Annotated in this window: 14 protein-coding genes; 9 read left to right on the top strand and 5 right to left on the bottom strand. The window is 67.2% G+C overall.

What is annotated here, in order from left to right; all coding sequences use genetic code 11:
* The first annotated feature begins 195 nt into the window (after nucleotides 1–195).
* The 4 genes from AC06FA_RS04495 to AC06FA_RS04480 all read left to right on the top strand — a co-directional run bounded on the left by AC06FA_RS04495 (nucleotide 196) and on the right by AC06FA_RS04480 (nucleotide 6,127).
* Nucleotides 196–2,388 carry a glucosidase family protein gene (locus AC06FA_RS04495; protein ID WP_478067292.1) on the top strand — a complete coding sequence of 731 codons (2,193 nt, stop codon included), beginning with the start codon at nucleotides 196–198 and terminating at the stop codon, nucleotides 2,386–2,388.
* Nucleotides 2,385–3,872: an MFS transporter gene (locus tag AC06FA_RS04490; protein ID WP_108748862.1), complete on the top strand. Its 1,488-nt coding sequence runs from the start codon at nucleotides 2,385–2,387 to the stop codon at nucleotides 3,870–3,872. The genes AC06FA_RS04495 and AC06FA_RS04490 overlap by 4 nt, the downstream gene beginning before the upstream one ends.
* Entirely contained in the window at nucleotides 3,872–5,587 is a 1,716-nt protein-coding gene (locus tag AC06FA_RS04485; RefSeq protein ID WP_478067291.1) for an alpha-amylase family glycosyl hydrolase, read from the top strand. Before AC06FA_RS04490 ends, AC06FA_RS04485 begins: the two co-directional genes overlap by 1 nt.
* 159 nt (nucleotides 5,588–5,746) lie before the next feature.
* Nucleotides 5,747–6,127, top strand: a complete 381-nt coding sequence (locus tag AC06FA_RS04480) for an SseB family protein (protein ID WP_478067289.1) — start codon at nucleotides 5,747–5,749, stop codon at nucleotides 6,125–6,127.
* A 171-nt stretch (nucleotides 6,128–6,298) separates the two neighbouring features.
* On the opposite strand, the gene AC06FA_RS04475 is transcribed toward AC06FA_RS04480, so the two are convergent.
* The gene (locus AC06FA_RS04475) at nucleotides 6,299–7,330 is read right to left on the bottom strand and encodes a LacI family DNA-binding transcriptional regulator (protein ID WP_478067288.1); all 1,032 of its coding nucleotides are present in this window, start codon (nucleotides 7,328–7,330) and stop codon (nucleotides 6,299–6,301) included.
* Between the two features lie 408 nt (nucleotides 7,331–7,738).
* On the opposite strand from AC06FA_RS04475, the gene ssb reads away from it, so the two are divergent.
* The 5 genes from ssb (at nucleotide 7,739) to AC06FA_RS04450 (ending at nucleotide 12,492) form a co-directional block, all read left to right on the top strand.
* On the top strand, nucleotides 7,739–8,350 hold the full coding sequence (gene ssb / locus AC06FA_RS04470; RefSeq protein WP_343652751.1) for a single-stranded DNA-binding protein: 612 nt from the start codon (nucleotides 7,739–7,741) through the stop codon (nucleotides 8,348–8,350).
* A gap of 202 nt (nucleotides 8,351–8,552) precedes the next feature.
* Nucleotides 8,553–9,455, top strand: a complete 903-nt coding sequence (locus tag AC06FA_RS04465) for a hydroxypyruvate isomerase family protein (RefSeq protein WP_478067336.1) — start codon at nucleotides 8,553–8,555, stop codon at nucleotides 9,453–9,455.
* A gap of 27 nt (nucleotides 9,456–9,482) precedes the next feature.
* Entirely contained in the window at nucleotides 9,483–11,168 is a 1,686-nt protein-coding gene (locus tag AC06FA_RS04460) for a GMC oxidoreductase (protein ID WP_478067287.1), read from the top strand.
* Complete coding sequence (locus tag AC06FA_RS04455; protein WP_478067285.1) at nucleotides 11,168–11,743, top strand: gluconate 2-dehydrogenase subunit 3 family protein; 576 nt, start codon at nucleotides 11,168–11,170, stop codon at nucleotides 11,741–11,743. The genes AC06FA_RS04460 and AC06FA_RS04455 overlap by 1 nt, the downstream gene beginning before the upstream one ends.
* 14 nt (nucleotides 11,744–11,757) lie before the next feature.
* On the top strand, nucleotides 11,758–12,492 hold the full coding sequence (locus tag AC06FA_RS04450) for a 3-keto-disaccharide hydrolase (protein WP_478067284.1): 735 nt from the start codon (nucleotides 11,758–11,760) through the stop codon (nucleotides 12,490–12,492).
* Between the two features lie 9 nt (nucleotides 12,493–12,501).
* On the opposite strand, the gene AC06FA_RS04445 is transcribed toward AC06FA_RS04450, so the two are convergent.
* The 4 genes from AC06FA_RS04445 to AC06FA_RS04430 are packed head-to-tail and all read right to left on the bottom strand — an operon-like array spanning nucleotide 12,502 to nucleotide 16,057.
* Complete coding sequence (locus AC06FA_RS04445) at nucleotides 12,502–12,798, bottom strand: c-type cytochrome (protein ID WP_478067283.1); 297 nt, start codon at nucleotides 12,796–12,798, stop codon at nucleotides 12,502–12,504.
* 18 nt (nucleotides 12,799–12,816) lie between these two features.
* Nucleotides 12,817–13,683 carry a sugar phosphate isomerase/epimerase family protein gene (locus AC06FA_RS04440; protein ID WP_478067282.1) on the bottom strand — a complete coding sequence of 289 codons (867 nt, stop codon included), beginning with the start codon at nucleotides 13,681–13,683 and terminating at the stop codon, nucleotides 12,817–12,819.
* Nucleotides 13,684–13,702: 19 nt separating this feature from the next.
* Nucleotides 13,703–14,827, bottom strand: coding sequence for a Gfo/Idh/MocA family protein (locus AC06FA_RS04435; RefSeq protein WP_478067281.1), 1,125 nt, complete (start codon nucleotides 14,825–14,827; stop codon nucleotides 13,703–13,705).
* Nucleotides 14,828–14,839: 12 nt separating this feature from the next.
* A complete protein-coding gene (locus tag AC06FA_RS04430; RefSeq protein WP_478067280.1) occupies nucleotides 14,840–16,057 on the bottom strand; it encodes a nucleoside permease in 1,218 nt (405 codons plus the stop codon).
* Nucleotides 16,058–16,064: the final 7 nt, after the last annotated feature.

Here is a 16,064-nt window from a genome sequence, read left to right as displayed (position 1 = left end):
CCAGCACGGCGCCCGGTCTTCACGCGATGGCCATGAATACGTATGCAACTGGACGCAGGCCACGGCGCCGCGTCTACCATGGGGCAAGGCACCTTGAGGGAGGGGCCGCGCCCGCGCACCGGTTCCGGTGGCGCGGACCCACAACGGTGCAGAGAGGGAGGGAGGTCGACGGGCGCAAGCCGGTCTGCCGCTTCGATGCTGAAGATCATTTGCCTGACGGCTGCCCTGGGGGCAGCGCTGGGAACGACCGCGCACGCGGCCGACCTGGAATTCAACGGCCGCCACGCGCGTGCTGAAACCGCTGCCAAGGGCAGCTTCGTGCTGCATGCGCCCAAGGGCGAGGTGCGCATTGCCGCCGCGCCCATGCGCAGCCAGACCGGCAGCGTGATGTTCGATGCGCTGTTCGCCCTGGCCCAGCAGGAAATGGACCAGGACCGCGTGGATGCGATCCGCGATCCGGCCTTCGATGAAGGCCGCCCGGTGCCCTGCGACTGCTTCCAGACCGGCGCGCGCTGGCCGTACGTGTGGACCCGCGATGTCAGCTTCGCCGCCGATCTGGCCCTGGCGAAACTGGACCCGCAGCGCACGCGGCAGTCTTTGCAGTTCAAGCTGTCGGCCGCGCGCGATGGCCATACCCCCGGTCTGTTCGTGGCCCAGGACACCGGCTCGGGCGGCAGTTGGCCGATCAGCAGCGACCGCGTGGTGTGGTTCCTGGCCGCGCGCCATCTGCTGGATGATGCGGCCTTCGCCGACCAGGTCTGGCAGGCGCTGCAGGGCACCCTGGCGCAGGACCGGGCGATGGTGTTCGACGCGCAGATGGGCCTGTACCGCGGCGAGACCTCGTTCCTGGACTGGCGCGAGCAGACCTACCCGGACTGGACGCGCGAGAACGTACGCTTCATCGGCGATTCCTACGCGCTGTCCACCAACGTGCTGCATTACCAGGCCCTGCGCCTGGGCCAGCAGATGGCCGCGCAGCTGGGTGACGAGCGCGCCGAGCAGTACAAGGCCTGGGCCGATGCGCTGGCGCTGCAGATCGATGCACGTTTCTGGCGGCAGGACATGGGCCAGTACATGAGCTACATCGGCGAAGCGGCGCACCCGGTGCCCTACGCCAAGGTGGACCTGCTGGGCCTGTCGCTGGGCATCCTGGCCGACGTGCTGCCCGCCGAGCGCGCGCAGCGGGCGCTGGCCGCTTACCCGATGGGGCCGGCCGGCAGCCCGGTGGTGTGGCCGCAGGAAGCGCAGCAGCCGATCTACCACAACCGCGCCATCTGGCCGTTCGTCAGCGCCTATTCGCTGCGCGCGGCGCGCAAGCTGGACGATGCGCCGCGCATCGCCGCCGAGATCCGCTCGCTGATGCAGGGCGCGGCGCTGGCCGGTTCCAACATGGAAAACTACGAACTGGTCAGCCAGGCCGTGCATGTGGACGAAGGTGCGCTGAGCGGGCCGGTGGTCAATTCCGAGCGCCAGCTGTGGTCGGTGGCCGGCTACCTGGCCATGGTCACCGAAGGCGTGTTCGGGGTGCAGGACGATGGCAGCGTGCAGCCCAAGCTGCCGGCCAGCCTGGTGCCCGAGCTGTTCGGCAAGCAGCGGCGCATCACCCTGGAGGCCAACGGCAAGCGCTACGTGCTGGAGCGGCCGAAGCAGGTGGGTGATGGCCTGCTGGTGGCCGGCAAGGTGAAGACGCGCGGCACCACCACCACGGTGCAGCTGGTGGCCGCGCCTTCGCGCGCGGTGCCCGTCAGCACTGCCGATGCCAATGCGCGCGCGCCGGCCACCCCGGCCGCACCGCAGGCGCGGCGCAGCGGCAAGGGGTGGACCGTACCGGTGGCCGAAGGCCAGGTGCTGTGGCAGGACGGCCGCGCGCTGACCGCGATCAGCAAGGGTGTGGCGCGCATTGGAGATGACGGCCTGCAGCATTGCCTGAGCCTGACCCGGCGCGACGGTGCACTGGAATCGCTGCACAGCCCGATGCTGTGCGTGGGCCCGCAGCAGGTGCTGCGCGGTGCACGCCAGTGGCAGTTCACCGCCGCCAAGGCCGGGCCGGTGCGCCTGCGCCTGCAGTACAGCAACCCCAACGGCCCGATCAACACCGGGGTGACCGCTGCGGTGAAGCAGCTGGCAGTGCAGTGCGGCAGCCAGCCCGTGCAGCGCTTGACGGTGACGCTGCCGCATAGCGTGGCCGCGCAGGAATCCACCGGCGCGACCTTCAGCGTGCCCAAGGGGCGCTGCAGCGTGAAGCTGGAAGAGGGCTTCAACATGAGCGCGCTGCAGCACTTCGCGCACTACAACGGCGGCAAGGGCGGGCGCGACGGCGTGCTCAACCAGGCCCAGGTGCAGGCGCTGAAGGTAGCGCCGGTGGCCGCGGTCGAGGGCAGCCGATGAGCCGTCCTGCCAAACCGCAGTTGTCGTTCTGGCAGATCTGGAACATGTGCTTCGGCTTCCTCGGCATCCAGTTCGGTTTTGCCCTGCAGAATGCCAATGCCAGCCGCATCTTCGAAACGCTGGGTGCGGACATGGAGTCGGTGCCGGGGCTGTGGATCGCCGCACCGCTGACCGGGCTGCTGGTGCAGCCGGTGATCGGCTACCTGTCCGACCGCACCTGGACGCGCTGGGGACGGCGCCGGCCGTTCTTCATGATTGGCGCGGTACTGACCACGCTGGCGCTGCTGGTGATGCCCAATTCGCCCACGCTGTGGATTGCCGCGGGCACGCTGTGGGTGCTCGATGCGTCCATCAACGTGTCGATGGAACCGTTCCGTGCGTTCGTGGGCGACCAGCTGGCACCACGCCAGCGGCCCACCGGCTACGCCATGCAGAGCTTCTTCATTGGCGTGGGCGCGATCGTAGCCAGCTTCCTGCCGTTCATCCTGGCCCACTTCGGCGTGGCCAATACGGCCGCCGCCGGCGAAGTGCCCGATACGGTGCGCTATGCGTTCTACTTCGGTGCCGTGGTGCTGCTGGCGGCGATCACCTGGACCGTGGTCAGCACGCGTGAGTACTCGCCCACCGAGCTGGCCGGCTTCGATGATGCCGAGCCGCCCGCGCACCACGCCGCAGCGGCGGTGAACGGTCCGGCGCCGTGGTCGCAGGTGGCGCTGTGGCTGGGCGTGGGCCTGCTGCTGGCGGTGCTGATCGCCTGGCGCCAGGGTGACAAGATGCTGTACGTGCTGGCCGGCCTTTGCGCGGGGTATGGCCTGCTGTTGGCGGTGGCCCGCTCGCTGCCGGGCACCCACATGCTGGCGGCGATCGTCGACGATCTGCGGGCGATGCCCATCACCATGCGGCGCCTGGCCTGGGTGCAGTTCTTCTCGTGGTTCGCCTTGTTTGCCATGTGGATCTACACCACGGCCGCGGTGGCCGGCACCCACTTCGGTTCCACCGACCCGCAGTCGGCCGCCTACAACGAAGGCGCCAACTGGGTGGGCGTGCTGTTCGGCGCGTACAACGGCTTTGCCGCGCTGGCCGCGCTGGTCATCCCGCTGATGGTGCGTGCCGTGGGCCTGCGCTGGAGCCACCTGGTGAACCTGTGGCTGGGCGGCGCCGGCCTGATCTCGCTGATGTTCATCCGTGATCCGCACTGGCTGCTGCTGTCGATGGTGGGCGTGGGTTTTGCCTGGGCGTCGATCCTCTCGCTGCCGTATGCACTGCTGTCTGACAGCGTGCCGGCCAGGAAGATGGGCGTGTACATGGGCATCTTCAATTTCTTCATTGTGATCCCGCAGTTGGTCGCGGCCAGTGCGTTGGGCTTCGCCCTGCGCGCATGGCTGGGTGGCCAGCCGATGCACGTGCTGGTGCTGGGCGGCTGCAGCCTGCTGCTGGCCGGTGTGTGCGTGCTGCGGGTTCCGTCGCGTTCGGAGGTGGTGTGATGCGTGCTGTGTTGCCTGTTGCAGTCTGTGTAGCCCTGTTTGCCGGCCAGGCGCTGGCCGCGCCGCGCCCGGCGTATGTCGGCACCACCGAACCGTTCGCCAGCGATGCGGTGTACTTCGTGGTGACTGATCGCTTCGTCAATGGCGATCCGTCCAACGACCACCGTGACCAGGGCGGCAAGCACCGTACCTTCGATATCCCGGTTCCGTGCCCGGACAAGGTGGATGGCAACATCGGTTACCTGGGCGGCGACTTCCGCGGCGTGCTGGACAACGCGCAGTACATCCGCAACCTGGGCTTCGGTGCGGTGTGGATCACCCCCATCGTCGACAACCCCGACGAAGCCTTCACCGGCAGCAAGGCGATCAGCTGCACCAGCACGCTGACCGACCGCGGCAAGACCGGCTACCACGGCTACTGGGGCATCAACTTCTACAAGCTGGACGAACACCTGCCCAGCAAGGATCTGGATTTCGCTGGCCTCAACAAGGGCCTGCACGATGCCGGCCTGAAGGTGGTGCTGGACATCGTCGGCAACCATGGTTCGCCGGCGTGGACCATGCCCAAGCGGCAGCCGCAGTTCGGCCAGATCTTCGACAAGGACGGCAAGCTGATTGCCGACCACCAGAACCTGCCGCCGCAGCAGCTGGACCCGCAGCACAACCCGCTGCACGCCTTCTACAACAACATCGGCCCGGTCGACAGCAAGAACGGCTCGATCTTCGATGGCAACCTGGCCGAGCTGTCCGACTTCAACCAGAACAATCCGGCGGTGATGGACTATCTGGTCGGGGCGTACCTGCAGTGGACCGCACAGGGCGTGGACGCGCTGCGCATCGATACCATCGGCTGGCTGCCGCACCCGTGGTGGCATGAATTCGTCAGCCGCATCCGTGCACAGCACCCGGGCATGTTCATGTTCGGCGAAGCCTTCGATTACAACGCGGCCAGCATTGCCGAACACACCTGGCCGGCCAATGCCAACGTCAGCGTGCTGGATTTCCCGCTGCGCGGCGCGCTGGAACAGACCTTCGGCACCGCCGGCAAGGGCTTTGAAACGCTGGCCGAACCACTGCACCTGAGCGGTGGGCCGTATGCCAACCCGTACGAGCTGATGAGCTTCTACGACAACCACGACATGCCTCGCCTGCAGGCCAGCGACAACGGCTTCATCGACGCGCACAACTGGCTGTTCACCGCACGCGGCATTCCGGTGGTCTATTACGGTTCGGAAACCGGCTTCATGCGTGGCCGCGCCGAACATGCGGGCAACCGCGCCTACTTCGGCCAGCCGCGCGTGGACGCCGCGCCGCAGAGCCCGATCTTCGCGCCGCTGCAGCGCATCGCCAAGCTGCGCGAAGCCACCCCGGCCCTGCAGCGCGGCCTGCAGGTGAACGAGCGCCTGCAGGGCGATGAAGCGGTGTTCCTGCGCGTGCTGCAGCACGGTGATGTGGCGCAGACGGCGCTGGTGCTGCTGAACAAGGGCGATGCCGCAAAGACGTTCAGCGTGGAGCGCTACCTGCAGGCCGGCACCTGGCGCGATGCGCTGGACGGCGGCGAGCTGAAGGTGAAGGGGCGCCTGCAGACCGAGGTGCCCGCGCACGGGGTGAAGGTCTACCTGCTGGATGCGCAGGTGAAGCAGCCGGCGCTGCAGGCCGAACTGGACAAGGCCATGGCCGACCAGCAGGCACGGGACACGCGGCTGGGGCGCTGAGAGCCCCGCCGGGCATGGCCCGGCGCTACCGCTCTGGTAGGTGCCAACCTTGGTTGGCACGATCGCCCTGGTAGGTGCCAACCTTGGTTGGCACGCTCTTCGCGCAGTCGAGCAAGCTCGACTCTACAATGGGCCCCCCTGATTGCCTGCCGTACCGCCATGACCGACCTTGCCCCGCAGACCCCGATTGAAACCCTGCTGAAGGCGGCCATGGACGGTACCGTGCCGATCCGTGCCTTCATGGAGGCCTTCGTCGCGTCCGAGGTGGTGCTGCTGACCGGCAGCCTGGTGACCCCCGACGGCAGCGGTTTCGACCCGCTGCTGTTCGACAAGCAGGGCACCCTGCACGTGGCTGTGTTCACCGACCCGGTGCGGGTGGGCATCTACAGCCAACAGGCGCCGCACCAGATCCGCTGGCTGATGCTGGACGTGCTGCGCCGCGTTCCGGGCGGCTACGGCGTGGTGATCAACCCCGGCACCTCGCTGGGCTTCGAGGTGTCCCCGAGCGGCGTGGGCGAGATCCTGAAGGACTTCGCGTAGCGTCGAGCTTGCTCGACTGCTCTGGCCTTGCTTCGTAGAGTCGAGCTTGCTCGACTGCTCTGGCTTTGCTTCGTAGCGTCGAGCTTGCTCGACTGCTCTGGCTTTGCTTCGTAGCGTCGAGCTTGCTCGATGGCTCGGCGAAAAACAGTCGAGCAAGCTCGACTCTACGGGTTACCGGTGCAGCGACGATTCGCGCACCACCAGCTTCACCGGAATGCTCAGGCCATCGACCGGCTGGCCGTTGATCAGCGCCAGCAGTTTTTCCACCAGCAGCTGCCCGGCCTGCTTGGTGTCCTGCTGCACGGTGGTCAGCGGTGGCGACACCGAAGCCGCCAGCGGAATATCGTCAAAGCCGGTCACCGCCACGTCCTGCGGCACGCGCAGGCCGCGTTCGCGCAGGGCACGCAGCGCGCCAATGGCGATCAGGTCGCTGGCCGCGCAGATGGCATCGATCGCGCCGCCGCTGCCCAGCAGCTGCAGACAGGCCTCGTAGCCGGAGGCTTCGGTGGTGATCGCATCGTACTGCAGGCCGGGCTCGGCCGTCAGGCCACGTGCCCGCAGCGCTGCCACGTGGCCGCGATAGCGCTCTTCGAATTCGGGGTAATGGCTGGACGCATGGCCGAGGAAGGCGATGCGGCGGCAGCCCTGGTCCAGCAGATGGGCGGTGATGTCATGCCCGCCCTGGAAGTTGTCGCTGCCGATCGAGACGCCGGGCTGGCCGGGCAGGGCCGCGCCCCAGCGCACGAAATGGGTGCCCTGTTCGACCAGCCGCTGCAGGCGGTCGCGCGATTGGTGGTAATCGCCGTAGCCCAGCAGGATGATGCCGTCGGCCTTGTTGCTGTCTTCGTAGTCGGCCTGCCAGTCGGTGGACAGCTGCTGGAAAGACACCAGCAGATCCTGCCCGTGCAGGGCGCAGGCGCGGGTGATCGAGCCCAGCATGGAATGGAAGAACGGGTTGATCAGCGAATCGTCGTTGGTGGGGTCTTCGAAGAACAGCAACGCCAGCGTGCCGGCATTGCGCAGGCGCAGGCTGGAGGCGTTCTTGTCGACCTTGTAGTTCAGCTCGCGGGCGATGCGCAGGATGCGCTCGCGGGTTTCCGCATTCACCATCGGGCTGCCACGCAGGGCGCGCGACACCGTGGGCTGGGACACCCCGGCCAGGTGGGCGATGTCCAGGGAAGTGGCTTTGCCTTTGATCGTCATGGTCCGGGTGGGGAAGAACGGGCGGTGCAGGACGCATGATGCCATGCGTGGGCCCTCGCCGAGACAGGCATTGGCCCGGTCCTGACCGTGCCGCATCTGCCGTGGCCGTGGCGCAGGTCGCGTGCCGCATTGCTGTCTGCATCGAACCGGCCCGATTGCGCGGTGGGCACGTCACGGTGGCCCGCAGATCGCCCGCTCACTCGCCGCAAGTCATTGCCCTGAAACGAGTTTCGCCATTTCCGCTGGCCCGCGGTGGTTGCCGCAGGGCGGGCGCTGGCCGGTGGCGATGTTAAGATGTACCGTTCTTGCATCCCCCAAATTTCACCAAGGGTGGCCCCGGCCACGGCATGCCCGGTCACGGCGTGCTATCACTGGCGGCCTGCCCTTGGACAACGGACGAAGGTACCTATGGCGCGCGGCATCAACAAAGTCATCCTGGTCGGCAATCTCGGCAACGACCCGGACGTGAAGTACACCCAGGGCGGCATGGCGATCACCCGCATCAGCCTGGCCACCACCAGCGTCCGCAAGGACAAGGACGGCAACCAGCAGGAGCGCACCGAATGGCACCGTGTGGTGTTCTTCGGCAAGCTGGGCGAGATCGCTGGCGAATACCTGCGCAAGGGCAGCTCGGTCTACGTCGAAGGCAGCCTGCGCTATGACAAGTACACCGGTCAGGATGGCGTGGAAAAGTACTCCACCGACATCATTGCCGATGAAATGCAGATGCTGGGCGGCCGCGGTGACGGCGGCGGTGGCGGCGGTGGTGGCAACTACGGCGGCGACCGTCCGCAGCGCCAGCAGGCGCCGCGCCAGGAGTACGGCGGCGGTGGCGGCGGCCAGCGTGGCGGCCAGGGCGGTGGTTATGGCAACCAGGGCGGTGGCAACCAGGGTGGCGGCTACGGCAACCAGGGCGGCAACCAGGGGGGCGGCTATGGCAACCAAGGCGGCAACCAGCGCCCGCAGCCGCAGCAGGCACCGCCGATGGACGACTTCGCTGACGACGATATTCCGTTCTGATCGAACGCGCGTCTGCAGCAGAAAAGAAAGCCCCGCTTATGCGGGGCTTTTCTTTTTCCACGATGTCATCGCGGTGGTGCCCCGCAGCATGCGCTTTCGTGCACCGCGTCTTGCAAAAAAAATACTTCCTCCCGTATGGTGCAATCGATTGCATTGCAGTGAATCGATTGCGTTTGCTACCGGTTGGGAGGCCGGGAAGTGGATGGCCATTCATTCAAGCGGACCGGCACCGGCGCCGGGGTTCACCCGCCGGGACGCGTTGCGCGTTGCACTTGCCGGGAGCGTGGGGCTGGGCATTGCCGCTGCGGGCGCATTGCCTGTCGTTGCCGGTGCTGTACCCCTCAACGGCCATCTGAAACACTCGGTCGCCCGCTGGACTTTCCCGCAGTTGTCGGTCGCCCAGCTGTGCCAGACCGTGAAGGGCCTCGGCTTTGCCGCCATCGACCTGGTCGGCCCGGAGGACTGGCCCACCCTGAAGGCCCATGGCGTCTACAGCTCGATGTGCAACGGCGCCGAGCTGGGCCTGACCAAGGGCTTTGCCGGCCGCGAATTCCACGATGAACTGGTGGCGCGCTACACGCGGCACATCGATCGGGTGGCCGATGCCGGCTATCGCAACCTCATCTGCTTTTCCGGCAACCGCAATGGCATGGACCCGCTGCAGGGCATGGCCAATGCAGAAGCCGGGCTCAAGCGCATCCTCGGCCATGCCGAGAAGCGCGGTGTCGTGCTGGTGATGGAGCTGCTGAACTCCCGGGTCGATCATCCCGACTATCTGTGCGACCACTCCGACTGGGGCGTGGCGCTGTGCCAGCGGCTGGGCTCGGACAACTTCGGCCTGCTCTACGACATCTACCACATGCAGATCATGGAGGGCGACATCATCGCCACCATCGGTCGGCACCATGCCCACTTCAAGCACTACCACACCGCGGGCGTGCCTGGCCGGCACGAGATCGGCGACCAGCAGGAACTGAACTATCCGGCCATCTGTCGCGCGATCGGCGACACCGGTTTTGATGGGTATCTGGCCCAGGAATTCATGCCTGCCGCGCCCGATCCCGTTGGCTCATTGCGCGAGGCGATCCGTCTCTGCGACGTCTGAAACGATATCCACCCAGGTGATAGACCCATGGCAGATAATCATTACGACGCCATCGTTGTTGGCTCGGGAATCAGTGGCGGTTGGGCAGCGAAGGAACTGACCGAGAAAGGTCTGAAGGTGCTGATGCTGGAACGCGGGCGCAACATCGAGCACGTGAAGGACTACGTCAATGCGATGAAGGAGCCGTGGGATTTCCCCCATCGAAACCGGCCGACCCAGGCGATGAAGGCGGCCTTTCCGGTGTTGATGCGCGACTACGCCCTGGCCGAGAACCTGGAGGGCATGTGGGCCGACGAACAGGACTCGCCCTACATCGAGACCAAACGCTTCGACTGGTTCCGCGGCTACCACGTCGGCGGGCGCTCGCTGATGTGGGGGCGGCAGAGCTATCGCTTTTCCGATCTGGATTTCGAGGCGAACCTCAAGGAAGGCATCGCCACGGACTGGCCGATCCGCTATGCCGACATCGCGCCGTGGTACGACCACGTGGAGAAATTCGCCGGCATTGCAGGCACGCGTGAGGGGCTGGACGTGCTGCCCGACGGTGAGTTCCTACCGCCGATCCCGCTGAACATTGTCGAGAAGGACGTGGCCGCGCGCATCCAGAAAGCCTTCGGCGGCACGCGCCACATGATCCACTCGCGTACCGCCAACATCACCCAGCCGATGCCCGGGCAGGGCCGGGTCAATTGCCAGTACCGCAACAAGTGCATTCTGGGCTGCCCCTTCGGTGCCTATTTCTCCACCCAGGCAGCGACGCTGCCGGCGGCGATGAAGACCGGCAACCTGACATTGCGGCCGTTCTCGATCGTCAAGGAAGTGCTCTACGACAAGGACCGCAAGCGCGCGCGTGGCGTGCAGGTCCTCGACGCCGAGACGGGCCAGACCTACGAGTACACCGCCAAGGTCATCTTCCTCAACGCCTCGTCGTTCAATTCGACCTGGCTGCTGATGAACTCGGCCACCGATGTCTGGGAAGGGGGCCTGGGTTCCTCGTCCGGCGAGCTGGGGCACAACGTGATGGACCATCACTTCGGTGCGGGCGCTTCGGGGCGCGTGGAAGGCTACGACGACAAGTACTACTTCGGTCGCCGCCCCTGCGGCTTCTACATACCGCGCTTCCGCAACGTGGCGGCGGACAAGCGCGGCTATCTGCGCGGGTTCGGCTACCAGGGCGGCGCCAGTCGCAATGGCTGGTCGCGCGAGATCGCCGAGCTGAATGTCGGCGTGGACCTGAAGGAAGCGTTGAGCCTGCCCGGTGACTGGCGCATCGGCATGACCGGCTTCGGCGAAATGCTGCCGCACCACGACAACACGATCCGCCTGGACCACGACCGCAGGGACAAGTGGGGGCTGCCGGTGCTGGCGATGGATGTCGCGATGCGCGCAAACGAGAAGGCGATGCGCAAGGACATGGCCGCCGATGCCGCCGAGATGCTGGAAGCGGCCGGGGTCAAGGACGTGGAGATGCACGACAACGACTATGCCCCGGGCAAGGGCATCCACGAAATGGGCACCGCGCGCATGGGCCGTGATCGGAAGACGTCGGTCCTCAACGCCAACAACCAGGTCTGGGATGCACCCAACGTCTATGTCACAGACGGTGCCTGCATGACCTCCAGTGCGTGCGTGAACCCGTCGCTGACCTACATGGCGCTGACCGCGCGGGCGGCCGATCACGCGGTGCGCGAACTGAAAGCGGGGAACCTGTGATGGACCGCCGTGAACTGTTGAAGATGATTGTTGCGGCCACCGGCGCGGCCATGGTCGGCCTGCCTGCGCTGGCCAGCGGCAAGCTGCCAGCGGCCGCAGCGGGCGTCCCTTTTACCGACGCCGAGATTGCCACGCTCGATGAGATCGCCGAGACCATCCTGCCACGCACGCAGACGCCTGGCGCGAAGGACGCGGCCACCGGCGCCTTCATGGCGCGGTTCGTGACCGACTGCTACACCGCACGGCAGCAGGCCACGTTCCGTGCCGGCCTGGCCGACATCGAAAAGCGCGCCGGCGGAAGTTTCGTCGCCCTTGCACCCCAGGCGCGCACCGAACTGCTGCGCACGCTGGATGCCGAGGCCCGCAAGCGCGCCGTGGAGGTAAGCGAGACCGGTACCGCCGAAGCCGCGAAGGCGATGCCGCATCCGTTCACCATGATCAAGCAACTGGCCATTTTCGGCTTCTTCACCTCTAAGCCGGGCGCGACCGAAGTACTGCACTACGTCGCCGTGCCGGGACGCTACGATGGCGACATGGCCTACGCGCCAGGTACGCCGGCGTGGGCCACCAGCTGATGGAGCATGACAGGATGATCAGACCTTTCTTGATGGCGGCGGGGGTGCTGGCGGCGGTGCCGGTGTTCGCGCAGGCCGGTGCCGAGCGCGATCCGGCGAAGACCGAGGTATGGGCGCCGGTGCCTGCCGTCGCAACACCAATTGGCGCGGCGCCGTCCGATGCGATCGTGCTGTTCGATGGCACGGATGTGTCCGCCTGGGAGGCCGAGCAGGGTGGTCGCGTGCCGTGGACGGTGGCCGGCGGTGCGATGACCGTGGTGCCGGGCAGCAAGGGCATCCGCACCCGGCAGCGCTTCTGCGACATGCAGCTGCACGTCGAGTGGCGCAGCCCCACCGAAACCCAGGGTTTCGACGGCCAGGACCGCGGCAACAGCGGCATCTTCCTGCAGGAGCGCTACGAGCTGCAGGTGCTCGACAGCCATGACAACCCGACCTACGCCAATGGCCAGGCCGGTTCGATCTACAAGCAGGCCATGCCGCTGGTGAATGCCTCGCGCGCGCCGGGCCAGTGGCAGGTGTACGACATCATCTGGAAGGCGCCGCGCTTCTCGGCCGGTGGCGGGCTGGCCTCGCCGGCGCGCATCACCGTGCTGCATAACGGCGTGCTGGTGCAGAACGACACCGTGCTTGCCGGCCTGACCGAATACATCGGTGCGCCGTCGTACTCGCCACATGGATGCGCGCCGCTGTATCTGCAGGAGCACGCGTCCAAGGTCAGCTACCGCAACATCTGGGTGCGCGAGCTGTAACGCCCGCGCCTACTTCGCCAGGAAGCTGGCGATGTCGTCGATCTCCTGCGCGGACAGCTGCGGGAAGGGTGGCATCAGCCCGCCGCCCTTGCTGATCTTTTCCTTGATCTGGGCAGGCGGCAGCCGCTTGCCGATGTCGGTCAGCGCAGGGAACGCGCCGGGCATGCCCGCACGGTCCGCGCCGTGGCAGGCCACGCAGTTTGTCGCGTACAGCTTGGCACCGGCAGCGGGGTCTTCCTTGCACCAGGCGGGCAGCGCAGCCGTCGCCGCGCACAGGGTCAGGGCCAGGGTCAGGGCAGTTTTCAAGCGGGGCTCCTTGGCGGGCTAGCGCGATGCGCGGGCGGGCAGGCGGACGGTGAGGTGCTTGCGCAGGTAGTCGGCGCCGGTCTGGATCACCTTTGCCGGATCACGGGGCTGGTCGTGCTCGACGATGTACCAGCGCACGCCGGCATCGGCCGCGGCCGGCAGGATCGCGTTCCAGTCCAACACCCCCTGGCCGACGGCGGCGAATCCGCCTTCGTCTTCGGCCTGGCCCGTGGCGGCGTTGTCCTTGGCGTGCACGGCGAACAGGCGGCCGCGGAACTTGCCCAGCATCACCGCCGGGTCATGGCCCGAACGCGCCACCCAGGCCAGGTCCAGCTCGGTCTGCAGGTCGGGACCTGCAGCGTCGAACAGCAGTTCCAGTCCGGTGCGGCCGTCGAAGTCGACCAGCTCGAAATCATGGTTGTGGTAGGCCAGGCGCATGCCCTTGGCCTGCACTTGTTTGGCGATGCGCCCCAGTTCCTGGCCCAGCGCGGTCCAGCCTGCGGCATCGCTCGGGCGGTCCTTGCTGTCCAGGTAGGGCACCACCAGCGTGGTGTTGCCGATGGCGCGGTTGAAGGCCACCACGTTGTCCAGGTCATTGCGCAGGTCGGCCAGTGCCGTGTGGGACGAGATGGCCCGGATGCCGTACTTGTCCAGCAGCTGCTTCAGTTCGGCGGCGCTGACGTTCTGCGTGCCGACCGTTTCCACCGCCTGCACGCCCGCGTCGTGGACGATCTCCAGTTGCTGGTCGAGCGAGCCGGCATTGCGCAGGGTGTACATCTGCACCGCGATGGGCGTGCGCGCATCGTCGGTCTGCGCGGCGAACGCGGGCAGGGCAGTGAACAGCAGCAGTGCCACGGTCGCGATCCTTCCTGTTGATGCCTTCATCGGTGCATGCTCCCGGGGTTCATTCAATGGTGGCCCAGGCGCGCGACCGGGCCGATGCGATGACGCGTTCGACGATCAGCGCCGAGCGCAGGCCGTCTTCGAAGGTGGGCAGGCCCTGCGGCCGCTCGCCGTCGATGGCGCGGTAGGTGTCGGCGACGAACGCCTCGAAGCACTGGGCGTAGCCCTGCGCATGGCCGGGCGGCAAGGCCGACAGCCGGCGTTGCTCGGCGCTGCCGGCACCCGGGCCGCGCACGAAGGTCTCCTCGCGCTGGTCGGGCCGACCGATCCACAGGCGCTCGGGATCTTCCTGGTTGAAGGCCACGCTGGCGTTGGCACCGTCGATCTCGAACCAGAGGCGGTTGTGGCGCCCGGCCGATACCTGGCTGACGGTCAGCGACGCGAGCGTGCCTGCGCCGGTACGGAACATCGCCGTGGCCACGTCCTCACTGGACACCGCCTGCGTCGCGCCGCCTGCCGCCGGGGTGCTGAAACTCTGCGCGCCCGCGGCGCTGCGCTCGGCGATCACCGTGGCGAAGGCCGCACTGACCTCGGCGAAGCGCTCGCCGCTGACCCATTCCACCAGATCGCACCAGTGCGAGCCGATGTCGGCGAACACGCGCGAGGTGCCGCCCAGCACCGGGTCGACGCGCCAGTTGTTGCTGGCAGGGTCCAGCAACCAGTCCTGCAGGTAGCTGCCGTGGATGAGATGCAGCGGGCCGAGGTCACCGGCGGCGATGCGCGCGCGTGCTTCCCGCACCACCGGGTGGTAGCGATAGACGAACGGCACCGTAGCCACCCGTCCGCTGGACGCGGCCTGCGCGGCCATTGCCTGCGCATCGGCCAGGGTGGTGGCCAGCGGCTTCTCGCAGACCACGTGCTTGCCGGCGGCCAGTGCGGCCTGCGCCATGGGCCGATGCAGGTGGTTGGGCGTGCACACATGCACGACCTGCACCTGTGGATCGGCGACCACGTCGTCGATATCGCGGTAGGCGCGCGCGACATTCCACGCCTGCGCGACGTCGCGCGCGCGCTGCGGCGTGGACGCAGCGACGCCGCGTACCTCGGCACCGGCCAGCAGGGCGGCGCGGCGATGCACCGCCGCGATCATGCCGGTGCCAATGATGGCGATTCCAAGCTTGGGCATCGGCGGCGGTCCTCAGTGCGTGGTGGGCGCCGCCGCGACGGCGGGGCGGTCGCGGAACAGCAGCAGGAAGGCAATCAGCACCACCAGTGCGACGCCGGCGGGGAACAGCCAGATCTGCTGCCAGTCGGGGCCCGCGGCGGTGGTGTAGTGCTCCACCACCGCGCCGGACAGGAACGTGCCGATCAACATGCCCACGCCGTAGGTGGCCAGGGTGATGAAGCCCTGGGCGCTGCTGCGCGCGGCCGGACCGGCGTGTGCATCGGTGTAGATCTGCCCGGTGACGAAGAAGAAGTCGTAGCAGATGCCGTGCAGCACGATGCCGATCACCAGCAGCGAGAAGCCGCCACCGGCATCGCCGAAGGCAAACAGCGCATAGCGCAGCACCCAGGCGGCCATGCCCACCGCCAGCATGGTCTTCACCCCCAGCCGCACGAACAGGAACGGCATGGCCAGCATCAGCAGCACTTCGGACACCTGGCCCAGCGACTGCAGCCCGGCCGCACCGTGCACGCCCAGATCGTTGAGATAGGGATTGGTGAAGTTGTAGTAGAACGACAACGGAATGCAGATGGCGATGGAGGCCAGGAAGAACACCAGGTAGGCGCGCGATTTCAGCAGGCGCAGCGAATCCAGGCCGAGGATCTGCCCGAGCCCCGCGTCGCGCTGCTGCGCCAGCGGCGGCGTGTGCGGCAGGGTGAAGGCGTACAGGCCCAGCACCAGCGATGCCAGCGCCGCCATCCGGAACGTCAGTTCAAGGCGGTGCGCCTGTTCCCAGCCCAGCCAGCCGATCAGCACGCCGGCGATGATCCAGCCGATGCTGCCGGCCACACGCACCAGCGGGAACTGCTTTTCCGGCGACTGCATGTGCCGCATCGCCACGCTGTTGGCCAGCGCCAGCGTCGGCATGAACAGCAGCATGTAGCCCATCACGCAGGCGGAGAACGTACTGAAACTGGTGGCCGTGGAGGCCAGCCACATCAGCACCGCGCCGGCCAGGTGCAGCACCGCCAGGATGCGCTGCGCGGCGAAATAGCGATCGGCGATCAGGCCGACCAGGAAGGGGGCGACGATCGCACCGATGGACTGGCTGAGGAAGGCGGTGGCCACCTGGCTGGCGCTGGCGTGCAGCGGCCCCTGGACCAGATAGGTGCCGAGGGTCACGAACCACGCTCCCCAGATGAAGAACTGCAGAAACATCATCGCGCCCAAGCGCGACATGGCGTGCGTCATGGCTTGC

The organism is Stenotrophomonas sp. Steno-C17, from assembly GCF_056393165.1.
The sequence above is the reverse complement of the archived record's forward strand: the minus strand, read 5'-3'. Positions and strand labels throughout refer to the sequence as shown.